Source organism: uncultured Psychromonas sp. (genome assembly GCF_947489755.1).
In the GTDB taxonomy this organism is placed as follows: Bacteria; Pseudomonadota; Gammaproteobacteria; order Enterobacterales; family Psychromonadaceae; genus Psychromonas.
Genome location: NZ_CANLFB010000007.1, coordinates 104,632 through 123,059 on the forward strand (window position 1 = coordinate 104,632; position 18,428 = coordinate 123,059).

General features: G+C 37.2%; 14 protein-coding genes and 2 pseudogenes. 12 read left to right on the top strand and 4 right to left on the bottom strand.

The genetic code is table 11. From position 1 onward, the window contains the following. Positions 1-182 precede the first annotated feature (182 nt). Both Q0794_RS05850 and rpsU read right to left on the bottom strand, forming a co-directional pair. Entirely contained in the window at positions 183-626 is a 444-nt protein-coding gene (locus tag Q0794_RS05850; RefSeq protein ID WP_298940823.1) for a GatB/YqeY domain-containing protein, read from the bottom strand. An 18-nt stretch (positions 627-644) separates the two neighbouring features. Beyond that, entirely contained in the window at positions 645-860 is a 216-nt protein-coding gene (rpsU, locus tag Q0794_RS05855) for a 30S ribosomal protein S21 (protein WP_025563760.1), read from the bottom strand. 292 nt (positions 861-1,152) lie between these two features. Between rpsU and tsaD the strand changes: the two genes are divergently transcribed. Then, positions 1,153-2,178, top strand: coding sequence for a tRNA (adenosine(37)-N6)-threonylcarbamoyltransferase complex transferase subunit TsaD (gene tsaD / locus Q0794_RS05860; protein WP_298940824.1), 1,026 nt, complete (start codon positions 1,153-1,155; stop codon positions 2,176-2,178). A 215-nt stretch (positions 2,179-2,393) separates the two neighbouring features. Here tsaD and queG read toward each other — a convergent pair whose 3' ends face one another. Continuing rightward, positions 2,394-3,584 (bottom strand): tRNA epoxyqueuosine(34) reductase QueG, encoded by a 1,191-nt coding sequence (gene queG / locus Q0794_RS05865; RefSeq protein WP_298940825.1) that lies wholly within the window; start codon positions 3,582-3,584, stop codon positions 2,394-2,396. Between the two features lie 337 nt (positions 3,585-3,921). Here queG and tsaE point away from each other — a divergent pair, with 337 nt between their 5' ends. From tsaE to Q0794_RS05915, 10 genes and pseudogenes are all read left to right on the top strand, one after another. After that, on the top strand, positions 3,922-4,380 hold the full coding sequence (tsaE, locus tag Q0794_RS05870; RefSeq protein WP_298940826.1) for a tRNA (adenosine(37)-N6)-threonylcarbamoyltransferase complex ATPase subunit type 1 TsaE: 459 nt from the start codon (positions 3,922-3,924) through the stop codon (positions 4,378-4,380). A 74-nt stretch (positions 4,381-4,454) separates the two neighbouring features. Beyond that, positions 4,455-7,007 (top strand): annotated as a pseudogene (locus Q0794_RS05875) (LysM peptidoglycan-binding domain-containing protein); the annotation flags it as partial. Positions 7,008-7,040: 33 nt separating this feature from the next. Further along, positions 7,041-7,181: pseudogene (locus Q0794_RS05880) on the top strand (LysM peptidoglycan-binding domain-containing protein); the annotation flags it as partial. Between the two features lie 18 nt (positions 7,182-7,199). Then, positions 7,200-9,203: a DNA mismatch repair endonuclease MutL gene (mutL, locus tag Q0794_RS05885; protein WP_298940827.1), complete on the top strand. Its 2,004-nt coding sequence runs from the start codon at positions 7,200-7,202 to the stop codon at positions 9,201-9,203. Between the two features lies 1 nt (position 9,204). Further along, on the top strand, positions 9,205-10,140 hold the full coding sequence (gene miaA / locus Q0794_RS05890) for a tRNA (adenosine(37)-N6)-dimethylallyltransferase MiaA (protein ID WP_298940828.1): 936 nt from the start codon (positions 9,205-9,207) through the stop codon (positions 10,138-10,140). Between the two features lie 153 nt (positions 10,141-10,293). After that, positions 10,294-10,521 carry an RNA chaperone Hfq gene (hfq, locus tag Q0794_RS05895; RefSeq protein ID WP_025565420.1) on the top strand — a complete coding sequence of 76 codons (228 nt, stop codon included), beginning with the start codon at positions 10,294-10,296 and terminating at the stop codon, positions 10,519-10,521. Between the two features lie 133 nt (positions 10,522-10,654). Beyond that, positions 10,655-11,986 carry a ribosome rescue GTPase HflX gene (gene hflX / locus Q0794_RS05900; RefSeq protein WP_298940829.1) on the top strand — a complete coding sequence of 444 codons (1,332 nt, stop codon included), beginning with the start codon at positions 10,655-10,657 and terminating at the stop codon, positions 11,984-11,986. Positions 11,987-12,123: 137 nt separating this feature from the next. Further along, a complete protein-coding gene (gene hflK / locus Q0794_RS05905; RefSeq protein ID WP_298940830.1) occupies positions 12,124-13,311 on the top strand; it encodes an FtsH protease activity modulator HflK in 1,188 nt (395 codons plus the stop codon). Further along, the gene (gene hflC, locus Q0794_RS05910; protein ID WP_298940831.1) at positions 13,311-14,177 is read left to right on the top strand and encodes a protease modulator HflC; all 867 of its coding nucleotides are present in this window, start codon (positions 13,311-13,313) and stop codon (positions 14,175-14,177) included. Before hflK ends, hflC begins: the two co-directional genes overlap by 1 nt. A 175-nt stretch (positions 14,178-14,352) precedes the next feature. Then, positions 14,353-15,666, top strand: a complete 1,314-nt coding sequence (locus Q0794_RS05915; protein WP_298940832.1) for an adenylosuccinate synthase — start codon at positions 14,353-14,355, stop codon at positions 15,664-15,666. Positions 15,667-16,231: 565 nt separating this feature from the next. Here the strand turns inward: Q0794_RS05915 and ispB are convergent. Beyond that, positions 16,232-17,203 carry an octaprenyl diphosphate synthase gene (gene ispB / locus Q0794_RS05920; RefSeq protein ID WP_298940833.1) on the bottom strand — a complete coding sequence of 324 codons (972 nt, stop codon included), beginning with the start codon at positions 17,201-17,203 and terminating at the stop codon, positions 16,232-16,234. 903 nt (positions 17,204-18,106) lie between these two features. Between ispB and rplU the strand changes: the two genes are divergently transcribed. Continuing rightward, positions 18,107-18,418, top strand: a complete 312-nt coding sequence (rplU, locus tag Q0794_RS05925) for a 50S ribosomal protein L21 (RefSeq protein WP_025563511.1) — start codon at positions 18,107-18,109, stop codon at positions 18,416-18,418. Positions 18,419-18,428: the final 10 nt, after the last annotated feature.

Genomic DNA, 18,428 nt, shown 5'->3' on the forward strand with positions numbered 1-18,428 from the left:
AAATTGACTGTGATTGGTTCAATCAATATTGGTCTTTATTTGAAACCGGTAATGCTAGGAACTAAGAACCAATAAACCTTAAAGGCGTCAGTTGTTTACTTTAAAAGTTTATATATTAAAACAAAAAAGCCCCAGACTTAAACTAAGCTGGGGCTTTTTTAATCAGAGACGAGAGTAAATGTCTACTTTAAGTTTGCTCTTACAAGCGAACTAACTTGAGCCATATCTGCTCTTCCCTGAATGTCTTTTTGGAGTAGCCCCATCACTTTACCCATATCTTGCATGCCTTGTGCACCAGAAGATGCTATTGCTTGCTTAATAAGTGTTTCAACTTCTTCCGAAGTGAGTGCTTGAGGTAAAAACTCTTCTAAGATAGCAAGTTCTGTTTTTTCAATATCAGCAAGATCATGTCGTTCAGCTTTTTCAAACTGACTAATTGAATCCTTACGTTGTTTTACTGATTTAACTAATACTGCTGTAACAGCGTCGTTATCCAGTTCAACTTGATCGTCAAGTTCAATTTGCTTCACAGCGGCTATTAACGAGCGGATAGTCAATAAGCGGACTTTATCCTTTGCGCGCATTGCAAGCTTTTGCTCTTCTTGTAATCTTGTTTTTAAAGACATCGAGAACCTTTAACTATTCTAGTATAGACGAACGCGACGAGCGTTATCACGAGAAAGTTTTTTCAAGTGACGTTTAACAGCTGCTGCTTTAGCACGTTTGCGAACTGTAGTAGGTTTTTCGAAGAATTCACGTTTACGTGTTTCTGCTAAGATACCTGCTTTTTCACAAGAACGTTTAAAACGACGTAGTGCTACGTCAAATGGTTCGTTTTCACGAAGTTTAATTACTGGCATATGCCTATTACCTTTATGGTTACGGTCGTAAATTGACCAGTGCATTTAAATTGGTGCGAGATTTTAATCCTATTTGGGGGATAATGTAAAGAAATTCCGCATTAATTTTAATTTAAAAAGTATAAAGATCCTAATGATCTTCAGATCTGCATTTTATAATGAAGATCGTTAAAAAAAGCAATCTTTACTGTGCTTTTCCGCTAGAATGCGTTTAATTTTTTATTTAGTTCTTTATTTTATTTAGTTAATTTCGCTTTATTAATTAAATATTACAGTTATGAGGTTGTTTATTATGCGAATTTTGGGCATTGAAACATCATGCGATGAAACGGGTATTGCCGTTTATGATGATCAACAAGGTTTATTGTCTCACCAATTATATAGTCAAGTTAAGTTACATGCTGATTATGGTGGTGTGGTGCCTGAATTAGCATCACGAGATCATGTTCGTAAAACAATTCCACTTATTAAAGAAGCGCTTGAGCTTGCTAATTGTACTAAAGATGACATTGATGCGATTGCTTATACTGCTGGGCCTGGTTTAGTGGGAGCTTTGTTAGTGGGGTCTTGTATTGGGCGTAGTTTAGCGTTTGCATGGGATAAACCTGCCATCGCAGTGCACCACATGGAAGGTCACTTACTCGCACCTATGTTAGAAGACAATAAACCAGACTTTCCGTTTGTTGCATTATTAGTATCAGGTGGACATACCTTATTAGTTCAAGTTGATGATATCGGTGAATATACTTTATTAGGTGAAAGTATTGATGATGCTGCTGGCGAAGCGTTTGATAAAACGGCTAAGTTATTAGGATTGGATTACCCTGGTGGCCCGCGTTTAGCCAAAATGGCTGAACAAGGCGTTGCTGGTCGCTTTAAGTTTCCACGTCCGATGACGGATAGACCGGGTTTAGACTTTAGTTTTAGTGGTTTAAAAACATCTGCTGCCGTTACCATTGCGCGTGAAGGTAAAGATGATCAAACACAAGCTGATATTGCTTATGCTTTTCAAGAAGCAGTGATTGATACGATTGCAATAAAATGTAAGCGTGCTTTAAAACAAACTGGCTTAAAACGTTTAGTGGTTGCTGGCGGTGTAAGTGCTAATACGGCTTTACGTGAACAACTTGCTGTTACGATGAAAAAGTTAGGTGGTGAAGTGTTTTATCCTCGCAGTGAATTTTGTACCGATAATGGTGCAATGATTGCTTATGCGGGTATGCAACGTCTTAAAGCAGGGCATACTCAAGGGTTAGAAATAAAAGCTAAACCACGTTGGCCTTTACAAGATTTAGAAAGTGTTAACGCTTCGTTGTAAATAGTCGTATCTTAGCTAGTTAACTGATTTACTAGCTAAGATACTGTTTGGGACCGTAACAACTGAAAGCTTCAAACACTAAGCTTAGCCATCAATCTAACTAACCATCAATCAAATTAACCATTAATCAAACTCAAACTATATATTCTTAAATCATTTTAAAGTGGGTCTCTAAACTCAATCTATAAACTGCACTTCAAAATTAATTCTCTAAATTAAGCATCTCTTGGTAAGCCTTTTTTAACGGCATTAATTAAACGATTATTTAATCTATCTATATTCATGGGTAATTTTTGTTGTTGCTCGGAGAGTGCCCATTCAATGTGCTCATTAACCAATTCATCATCACTTGTTGACAGTTTATTTTGTAAAGTTGTTATTGTATCGATACTGCTTGGTGCATTGCCTAAGGCTATTGCAATATTTCTTAACCAACGTTGATGTCCAATTCTTCGAATAGGCGATCCTTCAGTATTCTTTAAAAAAGTCTCTTCGGACCAGCCGAATAAGCTCACTAAGGATTGGTTTTGCAAAAAATCTTTTGCTTGGTAATCTGATTCTTCAGTGGTTTCTGCAAAACGATTCCAAGGGCAAATTAATTGGCAATCATCGCAACCATAAATACGATTACCAATGGCTTTACGAAACTCATTAGGAATCGCCCCCTGTAATTCGATCGTAAGGTATGAAATACAACGTCTGCCATCCACAACATAAGGCGCGACAATAGCTTGAGTTGGACAGATCTTGATGCACGCAACACATTGCCCACATTGGTTAGCTTGTGGTTTATCGACAGGTAATGCTAAATCAACTAATAATTCACCAATAAAAAACCAAGAACCAGAGTCTTTATCAAGTAATAATGAATGTTTCCCAACCCAGCCTAATCCTGCTTTTTCAGCTAATGGTCGCTCTAATACGGGGGCGCTATCAACAAAAGGACGAAAACCTAATGCTTTTACTTCACCTTGAATTTTATCGCCTAATTGTTTTAGCTTTTTACGCAGTACTTTATGGTAGTCGCGGCCCAGCGCGTAACGACTAATATAAGCGAGATCTTTATCTTCTAGGTTTGAAGCAAATTGTGCATCATCGGGTAAATAATCCATACGGGCAGAAATAACACGCACGGTTCCCGGCAATAGTTCTTCAGGACGAGCACGTTTCATTCCGTGCTTTGCCATGTAATCCATTTCGCCGTGGTAATCGTTATCTAACCATTTTTGTAAATTAGCTTCTTGATCCTTAAGGTCAATATCAGTAATGCCCACTTTTTGAAAACCTAACGCTTTTCCCCAATTTTTTATATTATCAGCAAGCTCTGAAAGCTCTGTTTCAGATAAAGTGACTTGAGATGTTGAGTCGGTTGGCGGTGTATTTTCAATGTGTTGATTATTTTTCATTGTTTGCTTTAAGTTATTCACTTTAAATTAAAAAAGGGGGCACGATATCGAAGCACTATTTATAAGCGTCAGTTTATCATACTCGTTATATTATTTGAGCCACTAAAAGTACTGTTTTTTAACGGGGGACTTAGTTTATGATAGCGCTGTTTTAAAGCGAACTTAGCGAAGGGTAGTGAGGTCTATATGCTTTCTGATACTATTGAAAATAATAGTTTAATGCTGTTTATTTATTGATATGGTTATTTTGCAAGATATGATGGCTACTTAACACTGTATTATCAAATGGCACTATTTACCTAAATCGGTTACTTATATTGGAAGTTAATAAAACGCAATGTCGAATATATTAAAAGAAAAATTAGAAGATGCAGAACAAACTGTTTTGTTTGGTCAACGTTTAAGTAAAGCCTGCGAGCTTGCGACTTGTATTTATTTACACGGCGATTTAGGCGCTGGGAAAACCACTTTAACGCGAGGATTCATTCAAGGTCTAGGGCACGTTGGTAATGTAAAAAGCCCTACTTATACTTTAGTTGAACCTTATGAACTAGCTGACTGGCAAGTATATCATTTTGATTTATATCGCTTATCAGATCCTGAAGAGTTAGAATTTATGGGGATCCGCGATTACTTTGGTGAAACAAGTCATTCTTTAGTTGAATGGCCTGAACGTGGTGTTGGGTTCTTGCCTAACCCTGATATCGATTTAACGCTTGCTTATGTTGGCGAACAACGAGAAATAACCTTACAAGCAAATACCGAAAATGGTTTAAGAGTATTAAATAACTTATGATGATAAAGCAAACCTTCACGATATTATTAAAGCAATTATTTCATTCTAGAGTGCTTTTTTTGTGCAGTTTATTGATGATTCAAAGCATCAGTTTAAGTGTTTCTGCTTCACAAACTGAATTGAAAGGCGTCCGTACATGGCCTTCTCCGGATAATACGCGTGTGGTGTTTGACCTTAGCAACAAACCTCAGTACGAAACCCATTACCTTACTAACCCTGATCGTTTAGTGATTGACCTGACTGGCACAACGAACAAAGCGAATTTAAAAACGATTAAGAACAAAGGTAAATTAATAAAAAATATTAGAGAAAGTAAAACAGCTAAAGCGAATACTTTTCGTTTAGTGATTGATTTAAATGAAGTCAGTAAAGCCAAAATATTCAGCTTACCGCCAGCAAAACCTTATGGGCATCGTTTGGTTATCGATTTCCCAACAATTACAACAAGAGTGCCTAATCAAATTTCAGCAACGCCAAATGGGCGTAATATTATTGTCGCGATTGATGCTGGCCACGGTGGGGATGATCCCGGTGCGTTAGGTAAATACAGCTATGAAAAAAAAGTAACATTAGAAATAGCTAAACGCTTAAAAAATAAAGTTGATGGTCAAAGGGGTATGCAGGCTTTTTTAATTAGAACGGGTGATTATTTTGTTAACTTAAATAAACGTTCTGAAATTGCGCGTAAAGGTAAAGCCGACTTTTTAGTGTCTATTCATGCCGATGGTTTCACTTCAAGCCGTCCTAAAGGGGCATCTGTTTGGGTTTTATCTAACCGAAGAGCGACCACTGAGCTTGGGCGTTGGATGGAAAGAAATGAAGCACAATCAGAGTTGTTGGGTGGCGCAGGTGATTTAATTCAAGACTCTGACAGTGTGCCATTCTTAAACAAAATGTTATTAGATATGTCGATGGGTAATACTATGGGCGTTGGTTTTAACATTGGCAGTTTAGTGACTAACGAGCTTTCTAAAATCACTACTATGCATAAAAAAGAGCCAGTACATGCCAGTTTAGCAGTATTGAAATCTCCTGATATTCCATCAATTCTCGTTGAAGCTGGTTTCATTACTAATCGTACTGAAGAGCGTTTATTAAATCAGGCTGAATTCCAAAGTAAAATTGCTAATGCTGTGTTCAAAGGGATCTACACTCACTTTAGTGAGAAACCACCACAAGGTAGTTTATTTGCACAGAAGAAACGTGCCATTAAACATACTGTTCGTAGTGGGGAGTCTCTTTCAGTTTTATCAAGACGTTATAGTGTTAGTAGCGCTAAGTTGAAAGACTTTAATCATCTAAAGTCTAGTTCTTTACGTATTGGCCAGGTATTAAGCATTCCTGAAAATTATCATATGGTGCCCGATAAGCCAGAAGTCAGTTCGCAGCCAAGTATTGCGCAAAACCAAAAAGCAACAACACATGTAGTACAACGTGGTGAATCATTATCTATCATCGCTAATAAGTATAATCAATCGGTCGCTGGGTTAGTTGCCCATAATAAATTACAAAAAACATCTTTACTCGTCGGTCAAAAAATTAAGATCCCTGGTAGTCATGAGCCGTCTTTAGTAGTGCAACAACCTGTTCAAAAAGAACGAATACATATTGTAAAACCAGGTGAAGCTTTGTCTTTGATTGCTTATGAATATAATCAAAGTACTGAGGAATTAGTCGCTTATAACAATTTGAAAAAAACGTCTTTGTACGTTGGTCAAAAAATTAAAATTCCAGGCGATGCAGCTTCATCACCCTCTAAAATAGTTGAAAGGGTTGTTCGAACACCATCAGTGCATACGGTGAAATCAGGTGAGGCTTTGTCACTGATAGCCCGTGAGTATGGACTTAATACATCGGATTTGATTGCTTATAATAACTTAAAAAAGACGACTGTATATGTTGGTCAAAAGATTAAAATACCAGGCGAAATAACTCAATCTTTAGCCGTTCAAAAAACTGTCATTCATACAGTGAAAGCAGGTGAAGCTTTATCTTTGATCGCACGAGAATACAATAAAAGCACTGCTGAATTAGTTGTTTATAATAATTTGAAAAAGACGTCTTTGTACGTTGGTCAAAAGATTAAAATTCCTAGCGGAACGGTTCAAATTTCAGTTTCTCAGCAACCCATTAAAAAAGTGGTTCAAAAGCCAATCGTTCATACGGTGAAAGCAGGTGAAGCTTTATCTTTGATCGCCCAAGAGTACGACAAAAGTACTGCGGATTTAGTCACTTATAATAACTTGAAAAAGACGTCTTTATACGTTGGTCAAAAAATAAAAATACCTAATTCAAACTATGTTAAAGCAGCCGAAAAAATAATGAAGGCGCCAGAGCCTACCCAACATAAAGTGCAAAGTGGAGAATCTTTGTCTGTTATTGCAAAACGTTATGGTCGTTCTTCTAAACAGCTTCAAGCATATAACAATTTGAGCTCTTCTCGATTATTGGTAGGGCAAAGATTAAAAATTCCAAGTTCAAATTATGTTGTGCCTACTCGTCCTACTTTACATACAGTGAGTAGCGGACAGTCGTTATCAGTGATTGCTAATAAATACGATATAACAACAGGACAGCTTAAACAGTTTAATAACTTACGTTCTAACTCATTAAAAGTGGGTCAAAAATTAAAAATACCATCGACTCATTTTGTGATTAAAAAACATAAAGTACGCAGTGGTGAATCTTTGTCAGTGATTGCTAAACGTTACGGTACGACGACCAGTGCAATTATATCGACGAATAAGTTACGCTCAAAATCGTTGTCTATTGGTCAAGTGTTAACGATTCCTGTTAGTTAGTTTTACGAGTTTATTATCATGCCTATTCAAATATTACCTGCACGATTAGCTAACCAAATAGCTGCGGGTGAAGTAGTTGAAAGACCCGCTTCAGTGGTTAAAGAATTAGTTGAAAACAGTTTAGATGCGGGGGCAACTCGTATCGATATTGAGATTGAGCAAGGCGGTGCTAAGTGCATACGCATTAAAGATAATGGGTATGGTGTAGGCAAAGAACAATTAACACTTGCTTTAAGCCGCCATGCGACAAGTAAAATAAGTCATCTTGATGATCTCGAAGCGATTGTAAGTTTAGGCTTTAGAGGCGAAGCATTAGCCAGTGTTAGTTCTGTTTCTCGTTTAACGTTTACTTCAAAACCTGCCGATCAAGATCAAGCATGGCAAGCGGTTGCTGAAGGGCGTGATATGCAAGTGAGTGTTCAACCTGCTGCTCACCCACAGGGTACGACGGTTGAAGTATTGGATTTGTTTTTTAATACACCTGCTCGTCGCCGCTTTTTAAAAACAGAGAAAACTGAGTTTCAACATATCGATGAGTTGATTAAACGTATTGCGTTGAGTCGTTTCGATATTGCCATCAGCTTAAAGCATAATAATAAAATCATCAGACAATATCGTGCTGCGCCAGAGCAACAAGAAAAGCGCATTGCTGCGATTTGTAGCGAACAATTTATGCAACATGCTGTCTTTTTTGAAACGGCCGATCAAGCCTTAAAAATTTCTGGTTGGGTGTCTGATCGTTTATCGCCTAGACCATTAGCGGATGTTCAATATTGTTATATTAATGGGCGAATGATTCGCGATAAATTAGTCAATCATGCGATTAGACAGGTTTATGCACATTTTTTACCGCAAGGTATGTTTCCTGGTTATATTATCTATATTGAATGTGACGCTAAAGAGGTGGATGTTAATGTTCATCCCGCTAAACATGAAGTTAGGTTCCATCAAGCGCGGTGGGTGCATGACTTTATTAGCAGTACATTAAATGCAACGCTAAGTGATAGTTCTTTACTAGGGCATGAGCTAGACGAAGATAATATGCAAAGATCGGGTAATCAACGCGTTTCAGAACATGCTTATCAACCCCCCTCTAATATCAATTATGATGAGCAAGAGCAAGGTTCAAGCGCTCACCATCATCCGAGTAACGCTAACAATGTTAGTAACGACAGTTATGAAGGAAGTAGCAATCGTAGTAGTCGTCACGATAGTTATGATCGCTCGCAAGGAAGTAGCGGTAATAGCTATGGTCAAGGAAATTACTCTGGAGCCGTTCCTCGCCCTCAATTAGATCATCAACAAGTTGGTGCTTATTGTGATTTTGTTGCAGAAGCTTATCAGCAAAATATTGATGCTTCAGTGCCTGATAGCAAAAGTAACCAACACAAAACGGCTAATGTGATCAGTATGATTGATGCGGAGCATCTGTTAATACAACCTGTTTTTCCAGCTTGGTGTGCGCTCTCTAATAATGGTTTGTTATTAATGTCATTAACACTAGCCAATAAAGCCCTGGTTTCTGAACGATTATATAGTGCATGGCAAGATGGAGAAGTTATTTCGCAACCGTTATTGCTACCTGTTCGTTTTAAATTAGAATCTGATATGTTAGATATAGCGCAGAAAACAACGACGTTATTAAACAGGTTAGGCTTCATTTATAAGTTTCAATCTCAATTCGTGATAGTTAGCCAAGTCCCTGCTGCCTTTAGGCATGCGCCAATTGCGGCTATTTTACCTAAGTTATTTGAGTATCTTGATGATAATAAATCAGGGGGTAATAACTTAGATGACGTGAGCTTAGATGCAAACAATAGTAATAGTGAGGGTGATGAATTATACATTAAGTTATTGTGTGATCAATTAAGCCATTTATTAGCCGACAATGCGTCTGCAAAAATATTATCATTATCTGAAATAGAAGCCATTTTAGATTCATTAGTTAAATTATCAGTAGAGCATTTACAAAGCTGCTTTAAGCAACCTAATTTATCGTTGTTATTACAAGGTATTCAGTAGTATGTCTAACACCAGTTCATCTCCATTTCCAAAAGCTCTTTTTTTAATGGGGCCCACGGCATCAGGGAAAACAGATTTAGCGATTAAATTAGCACAACAATGTCGTTGTGAAATTATCAGTGTCGATTCAGCATTAATTTATAAAGGAATGGACATCGGTACTGCAAAACCAAGTGTAGAAGAACAAGCATTAGCACCACATTTGTTAGTGGATATTATCGATCCTAAAGAAAGTTATTCTGCTGGCAATTTTCGGGATGATGCCTTGCGTTTAATGCATGACATTGTTGCTAGAGGTAATACTCCATTATTGGTAGGTGGCACCATGTTGTATTATAAAGCGCTAGTGGAAGGCTTATCGCCATTGCCTAGTGCGGATGCAGAGATAAGAGCTGGAATAGAAAAACAAGTTAATGAAACAAGCTGGCAAGCATTGCACGACGAATTACGTATTATCGATCCAGTTTCGGCAGATAGAATTCATGTTAATGATCCGCAGCGTCTAGCAAGAGCGATTGAGGTTTATCGCATTAGTGGTAAAAGTATGACTGAGTTGACTGCCATTAAGAGTGATCCGATTCCATTCGATGTACATCAGTTTGCTATTGCTCCTGCTGAGAAATCAGTATTGCATGAACGTATTGAAAAACGTTTTGATTTGATGTTAGCGGGTGGATTTGAACAAGAAGTAAAAGACTTATTTGAACGCGGTGATTTACATTTAGATTTACCGTCGATGCGTTGTGTAGGCTATCGTCAAATGTGGGAATATATTGAAGGTAAATTAGATTATGATGAGATGCGTTTTAGAGGTGTAGTGGCAACTCGACAGTTAGCTAAAAGACAAATGACTTGGCTTCGAGGCTGGAAACAAGATATTACTTGGCTAGAAAGTGCTAACCCAGATAACTTCGAAAAAGTTAAATCGATTTTATAATAAACATAAAAGCTGATTAAATCGTTAGTTATTTGAAATACAAAGGGATAGAAGGAGGTACGGATCAAAATTTTAGCCTTTGGCTCGGTTTTTTTCTAACCCTTAGATATACTGACATTTAGACACAATAAAAAGAATAATAAGGACAAGCTAATGGCAAAAGGACAATCTCTTCAAGACCCATTCTTGAATACACTGCGTAAAGAGCGTATTCCAGTCGCTATTTACTTAGTTAATGGCATTAAATTACAAGGTCAAATTGAGTCTTTTGATCAATTCGTTATTCTCTTAAAGAATACTGTGAGCCAAATGGTTTATAAACATGCCATTTCAACAGTTGTGCCTTCTCGTGCTGTGCCTACTATTGCTCACGAAGAATAATTAAATTATTAATATCGGTACATCGATAATATTGGCTTGCCTGCAGGCAGGCCATTTTTTTATCTAATCATTTTATAGCTGTGGTAGGATTAAGGTCTATTTATAATTCTTACTTAATCTATTGGAGAGTTAATTGTTTGAACGTTACGAAGCCGGTGAACAGGCTGTTTTAGTCCATGTTTCTTTTTCAGATGAAAATAATAAAGAAGATCTTGATGAATTAAAACTGCTGGTCAGTTCTGCCGGAGTTAATTCAGTTGCAACCGTAACTGGTCCACGTAAATCACCCCATGCACGTTATTTTGTTGGTACTGGTAAAGCACAAGAAATCGCAGATACAGTGCGTACAATGGAAGCTGATATTGTCATCTTCAATCATGCTTTGACGCCAGCACAATTACGTAACATGGAAAAGATTTGCGAGTGTTTAGTGCTTGATAGAACTGCACTTATTCTTGATATCTTTGCGCAAAGAGCAAGAACTTATGAAGGTAAGTTACAAGTTGAACTTGCCCAATTGCATTATATGTCGAGTCGCCTTATTCGTGGCTGGTCACATCTTGATAAACAAAAAGGTGGGGTCGGGATGCGTGGTCCTGGTGAAACCCAGCTTGAGAGTGATAGACGTTTATTAGGTGCGCGTATTACCACTATTAAATCTCGTTTAGAGAAAGTGGCGAAACAACGAGAGCAAGGTCGTCGTTCTCGTTTACGTAATGAAGTGCCTACGGTATCACTGGTTGGTTATACCAATGCCGGTAAGTCTACATTATTTAATCAAATTACCGCTGCGAAGGTGTATGCTGCCGATCAACTGTTCGCGACCCTAGACCCTACATTACGAAAAATTACTGTAGATGATGTGGGTACCTGTATTTTAGCCGATACAGTAGGTTTTATTCGTCACTTACCACATGATCTTGTTGCTGCTTTCAAAGCGACATTACAAGAAACGCGTGAAGCAACCTTATTACTACATGTCATTGATTGCTCGGACGAGAACTATTTAGCTAACGTTGATGCTGTTGAAGATGTGTTAAATGAAATTGATGCGGGTGAAGTGCCTACGTTAATGGTGATGAATAAAATAGATGCCTTAGAAAAAGCAGAGCCTAGAATTGATTATGATGATTTAGGGCAACCAATCAGAGTTTGGTTATCTGCTCAAAAAGACATCGGTGTCGATCTTTTATTTAATGCATTAACTAGTCTATTATCTGGAAAAATCCGTTCTTTACAATTATCAATACCGCCTGCACAAGGTAAATTGCGTGCATTATTCTACCAATTAGAATGTATTGAAAATGAAGCGTATGCAGAAAATGGTAATAGTGTTATTAATATTCGTCTAAATAATACTGATTGGCAGCGTCTGATAAAACAAGAAGGCGATTATATAGAAGAGTTTGTAGTGGATGATAACTATCAAACTGTCGCAGAATTAGATAAAGAAGAATGGACCTAATATGTCATAAACTCTTTATTATTAGAGTGAACATTGTTACATTGCAGTAACAGTTTGAGTAGATGGTAAATTCTTTTAAATGATTCATTATTAAACAGATTTTATTAATTCAATTTATGAGTAAATCAGGAGCTAACATGGCTTGGAATGAACCGGGTAAAGATGATAAAAAAGATCAAGACCCGTGGAACAAAAACGATAAAAAGAATGAACAAGGTCCACCTGACCTAGATGTTGTATTTCAAAAGATATCTGGACTTTTAGGTGGCTTGTTTGGCAAAAAATCAACGCCTGGCCCAACGGGTGGTAGCGGTAACGCTAACGGTGGGAAATTTGTTGCAATTGCTATCTTAACTATCATTGTACTTGTTTGGTTTGCAAGTGGTTGGTACACAGTAAAAGAATCTGACCGTGGTGTTGTTTTACGTTTAGGTGCTTACCATTCACAAGTTGAACCTGGTTTACACTGGAATCCTAAATTTGTAGATCAAATTATTCCAATTAATGTTGAAGCTTTCCGTACGTTACCAACTTCTGGTTTTATGTTGACCGAAGATGAAAATATTGTACAAGTTGCGATGGAAATTCAATATCGTATCGTTTCACCTGAAAAATATTTATTCAGTGTGACGAATCCTGATAACAGTTTATTACAAGCTTTAGATAGCTCTTTACGTTTTGTTATTGGTCATTCAACAATGGATGATGCGTTAACAACAGGCCGTGAAGTGGTACGCCAAGAAACGTGGGAAATGCTTGATAAAATCATTGCACCTTACGACTTAGGTGTTCAAATTCTTGATGTTAACTTACAACAAACTCGTCCACCTGAGCAGGTTAAAGATGCATTTGATGATGCAATCGCTGCACAAGAAGATGAAGAACGTTTTGTTCGTGAAGCAGAAGCTTATGAGCGTGAGAAAGAACCGATTGCTCGTGGTCAAGTGAAACGTATTGAACAACAAGCACGTTCTTACGAGGAAGGTATCGTATTACAAGCACAAGGTGCAGTTGCTAAGTTTAATCAATTGCTACCTGAATATCAGGCTAACCCTGAAGTGACTCGTCAACGTTTATACATTGAATCAATGGAAAAAGTATTAAGCAATAGCTCTAAGGTATTGATTGATAATAAAGCAGGTGGCAACTTAACCTTCTTACCACTTGATAAGTTAATGAGTAATCCGGCGAATGGTGCTTCTCGTTTACCTATTCAAACTGAAATTGAAACTCGTTCTCGCGCCGACGAACAAGCGGATTTAGATGAGAAAGCTGCTACTAGCGTTCGAGATTCACGTAGCACCCGTACTACTGGGAGAGACTAATGAAAAAATTATTAATACTGCCAGCAATCTTGTTTTTGGCTTTTATCAGCAGCGCATTCGTTGTATCTGAAGGCCAAAACGGTATCGTTATGCAATTCAGTAAAGTGAAACGTGATAGTGATAATAACCCAGTCGTTTACGGACCTGGCTTACACTTTAAAGTCCCATTTATTGATTCTATCCGTATTATGGATACACGTATTCAAACGCTAGATGATCAACCTGATCGCTTTGTAACATCAGAAAAGAAAGATTTAATTATCGATTCTTATGTTAAATGGCAAATAGATGATTTAGCGGTTTACTACCTATCAACAGGCGGTAATAAAATACAAGCTGAAGCATTATTGAAACGTAAAATTAATAATGGTTTACGTAACGAAATCGGTTCTCATACGATTAAAGATATTGTCTCGGGTAAACGTGGTGAAGTGATGGAAACAGCACTTAAACGTATGGCTCGCTCATCTGAACTAGGGATTAAAGTGATTGATGTTCGCATCAAGAAAATTAATTTACCTGATGGTGTAAGTAACAGTATTTACAAGCGTATGCGTGCAGAGCGTCAAGCTGTAGCGAGAGAGCACCGTTCAGAAGGTCAAGAGAAGTCTGAAGTCATTCGCGCTAATATCGACCGTAAAGTATCGATCATGTTAGCTCAAGCAAATAAAGAGTCTGCTGAGATACGCGGTCGTGGTGATGCAGAGTCATCTAAAATTTACTCTGAATCATTCTCTAAAGATCCTGATTTTTATGCCTTCTTACGTAGTATGCAAGCTTACCAAAAGAGTTTTGCAGACAAACAAGACGTAATGGTATTAAGTCCTGACTCTGATTTCTTTAAATATATGGGCTCTAAAGAATAAACTGACATTAATCACTCTTGGTGAAAATGACAGTAACCCATTGTAAAAAGGCCGATTTATCGGCCTTTTTTTTATTTAAAATTATTTATCTGCGTATTAACTAACAAAGATATTGATTCAACTGTTTAAACTTTGCTAAAATCCTCGCTCAATTCGCTAGAGATATGTGATTCTGATGGGAAAAAATGTAGTAATTCTTGGCACTCAATGGGGTGATGAAGGTAAAGGGAAAGTAGTTGATCTACTTACAGACAAAGCACAATGGGTTGTTCGCTATCAAGGCGGACACAATGCGGGGCACACGCTAGTAATCGATGGAGAGAAAACAGTACTTCATTTGATTCCCTCTGGTATTCTGCGTGAAAACGTACACTGTGTTATTGCAAACGGTGTGGTTTTAGCTCCTGATGCTCTATTCAAAGAAATGAATGCGCTTATTGCTCGCGGTATTCCAGCTAAAGAGCGTCTTTCAATCAGTGAAGGTTGTCCTTTAATTCTTCCTTACCATATTGCATTAGATGTTGCGCGCGAAACAGCTCTGGGTAACAAAGCAATCGGTACAACGGGTCGTGGTATTGGTCCAGCTTACGAAGATAAAGTTGCTCGTCGTGGTTTACGTGTTGATGATTTATTCGATATGGAAACATTTGCTGTAAAACTAAAAGAAGTCATGGAATACCATAACTTCCAACTAGTTAACTACTACAAAGTAGACGCAGTAAGTTACGAAGATGTATTAGCTGAAATAACAGAAATGGCGCCGCTATTAATTAGCATGGTGATTGATGTTACTGATGAATTAGATAAAGCCCGTTTACGTGGTGAAAATATCTTATTTGAAGGTGCACAAGGCACATTGCTAGATATCGATCACGGTACATATCCATACGTGACGTCTTCAAATACAACTGCAGGTGGCGTTGCTACTGGTAGTGGTTTTGGTCCAACGCACCTTGATTACGTATTAGGTATCGTTAAAGCTTACACAACGCGTGTTGGTTCTGGTCCTTTCCCAACAGAATTGTACGATGGTATTGACCATTTAGATCCTGCTGGTCATCACATGGGTACAGTTGGCCATGAATTTGGTGCAACGACAGGACGTTTACGTCGTACAGGTTGGTTTGATGCTGTTGCAATTAAACGTGCAGTTCAATTAAACAGTATTACTGGTTTTTGTTTAACTAAGCTTGATGTATTAGACGGCTTAAAAGAAATAAAAATCTGTATTGGCTACACTATGCCTGATGGTAAAGTAGTTGATGTTCCGCCTATGGCTGCTGCAGGCTACGCTAAAGCTGTACCTGTTTATGAAACAATGCCTGGTTGGTCTGAAGTTTCGTATGGCGTAACAAGTTACGATGCATTACCTGAAAATGCTAAAGCGTACATAAAACGCTTAGAAGAAATTACAGGCATCCCTATGGACCTTATTTCTACTGGTCCTGATCGTAACGAAACAATTATTCAAGTTAATCCATTTAACTAATTGATTTAATCAATACAATGGTTGTTTCAAAAGCCCGTTATATTGCAAAATATAACGGGCTTTTTGTTTATGTTAGGCTTCATTTTATTACACTGGATAATCTTAATATTAGATAGCTGTACAAGCTCCATTTAGAATCGGTCAATCGACCAATACAACTCCAATAGGTGCTGTGTTAAAACAATCTTCCGATAACCAAACATTACGTTGATAACTTTTCTGAGTACACATCGTTAAGGTTAATGATTTATCTCCTGCGGATTTATTTTCTACCTGTTATTTTTTTGCGATGCAGTGATTGTGTTGTTTATTTTTAGTGATGATTGTTTATCGATAAATGCTCAATAAGTTTAATCTAAAAAATTAATAGACATTGGTTTGAGATTAAGGACTTGAAATTCTAAATAAAAATACGAGTATAAGTTAAGGCGGCTTTGAGGAAGGACTGAAATTAGGCTGTTATGCGAGAATCGTATTGAGAATTGTATTGAGAGTTCAGGTGGATTGAGATAGAAGGAAACAAAGGAAAGGGCGACTTTCTCTTTGTATCTTCTATTTTTATTGCTTAGCTTGTTCTGTTAGCTGCAATATGAGCAAGACTAATCATTGCTTCTTTGTAATCACTTTCAGGTAAGATTGAAATAGCATTAATGGCTTTATCTGCTTCTTCCATTGCACGTTTTTTAGTATATTCAAGAGCTTTAGTTTCATTCAAAGCTTGCATGATTAAATCAAAATTTTGCATGCCATTGGCTTTTTCAATCGCTTCTCTAATTAAGGCTTTCTGAGCCACTGTGCCATGCTGCATTGCATAAAGTAATGGTAAGGTAGGCTTACCCTCTGCTAAGTCATCACCGGTGTTTTTACCCATTTCTTTCGCATCAGATGCATAATCCATTACATCATCTGTTAATTGGAATGCCGTTCCTAAATATTTACCGTAATTAAGCAAAGCGGTTTCAACTTCTGCACTTTGTTTACCTAATACTGCAACCAGTTGTGTTGCCGCTTCAAATAATTTTGCTGTCTTAAAGTAAATAACATCCATATAGATCTTTTCAGTCGTATCTGGGTTATTACAATTCATTAGCTGTAAGACTTCACCTTCAGCGATGACATTCGTTGCACTCGCTAATACTTTCATTACTTTTAAGTTTTCAAGTTCAGTCATCATTTCAAAAGAGCGGCTATATAAAAAGTCGCCAACTAATACACTTGCCGCATTACCAAATAAAGCGTTGGCCGTTTTTTCACCACGACGAAGGTCTGATTCATCAACAACATCATCATGTAATAAGGTGGCAGTGTGAATGAACTCGATAATGGCTGCTAGTTTAGTGATCTCTGGGTTATAAACATTTACTGCTTGTGCAGCTAACACGGTTAGTAATGGGCGAATTCGTTTACCGCCACTGTTGATAATATAAAAGCCAAGCTGATTAATTAACGCAACATCAGAGCTTAATTGCTCAGTAATCAATTGATTAACTTGAGTCATGTTCGTTGAAGAAAGCTGCTGAATTTGTTTAATATCCATGCCTAAAAAGTCCCATTGGATGTCTTGAAAATAATGTGTGTATTATTGCCGTTTATTGAACATATCTCAACACCCTAACTGCATTAACAAACGCTTAATCATCATTTAATCAATAAGTGTTAAATTAAGTTTTATTTAGTTGATTTTTAGTATGTTATTTTGTTCATTTTTATTGTTTTTTTTGCTCTTTTTTACTTTTACTGTGAATTCTAAAATAAAACTACGGTTTAACAGTGTTAATAGTTTATGTTGAATAAAATTTAAAAAATGATTAACAATAAAATAAGAGAGGTGATTTTTGATTATGGCTAGCTTTTCTTAGGCTTGAATGGTTGTTAGTAAGCCATTTAATAGATAACCTCAGTTATGGATAAGAAAAACGATACAACACGGATATTTCTGCGTGTTTGTGGGGGAATTATCTCTCAATAACCCGTTATTGCTTCAATAATTTTCCTTAAACTCCACAAAACTAACGGCCTGTATAGCTGGGGGATATAACTTTTTGATGTTAAATGTAATTCCGCTTTCGTCAATCAGTAAACTAGCGAGGTTATTCATTACTTTAACTGTGCTGTATTAATAACTGTTAACCATTATTATAAATATTTTTTTACAACTAAATACAGATTTTTTTGTTTTGTTTTCGGTTATTAAATACACTAAAAAATGTTATTTATAAGCTTTGATATCACGATTTCTATGGCATTGATTTACAGTGCTTTTTATTGAAGCTTTAGGATTAAAAGATAAAGCAGTAAACTAATTGCAATTTTTTAACCAAAACTCGTTGCCAAAGTAAGAATGTCTCTGTAGAATCCGCGTCCATTGTGATTAATTAGTGCGCTCTCGATGTTATGTTTGAAATAAAACAACACGAGATGCCTGAACGGAGTAAGAAACATGTACGCTGTTATCCAGAGTGGTGGCAAGCAACACCGTGTTGCTGTTGAACAAACTCTTCGTTTGGAAAAACTTGATGTTGAAGCTGGTGCAACTGTAGAATTTGATAAAGTTCTATTAGTAGCAAGTGCTGAAGATGTTAAAGTTGGTGTTCCATACGTTGAAGGTAGTAAAGTTACTGCAGAAGTAGTAGCTCACGGTCGTGGCAAGAAAGTTAAAATTGTTAAGTTCCGTCGTCGTAAACATTCTCGTAAGCAAGCTGGTCACCGCCAGTGGTTTACAGAAATTAAAATTACTGCGATTAACGCTTAATTAGGAGTTA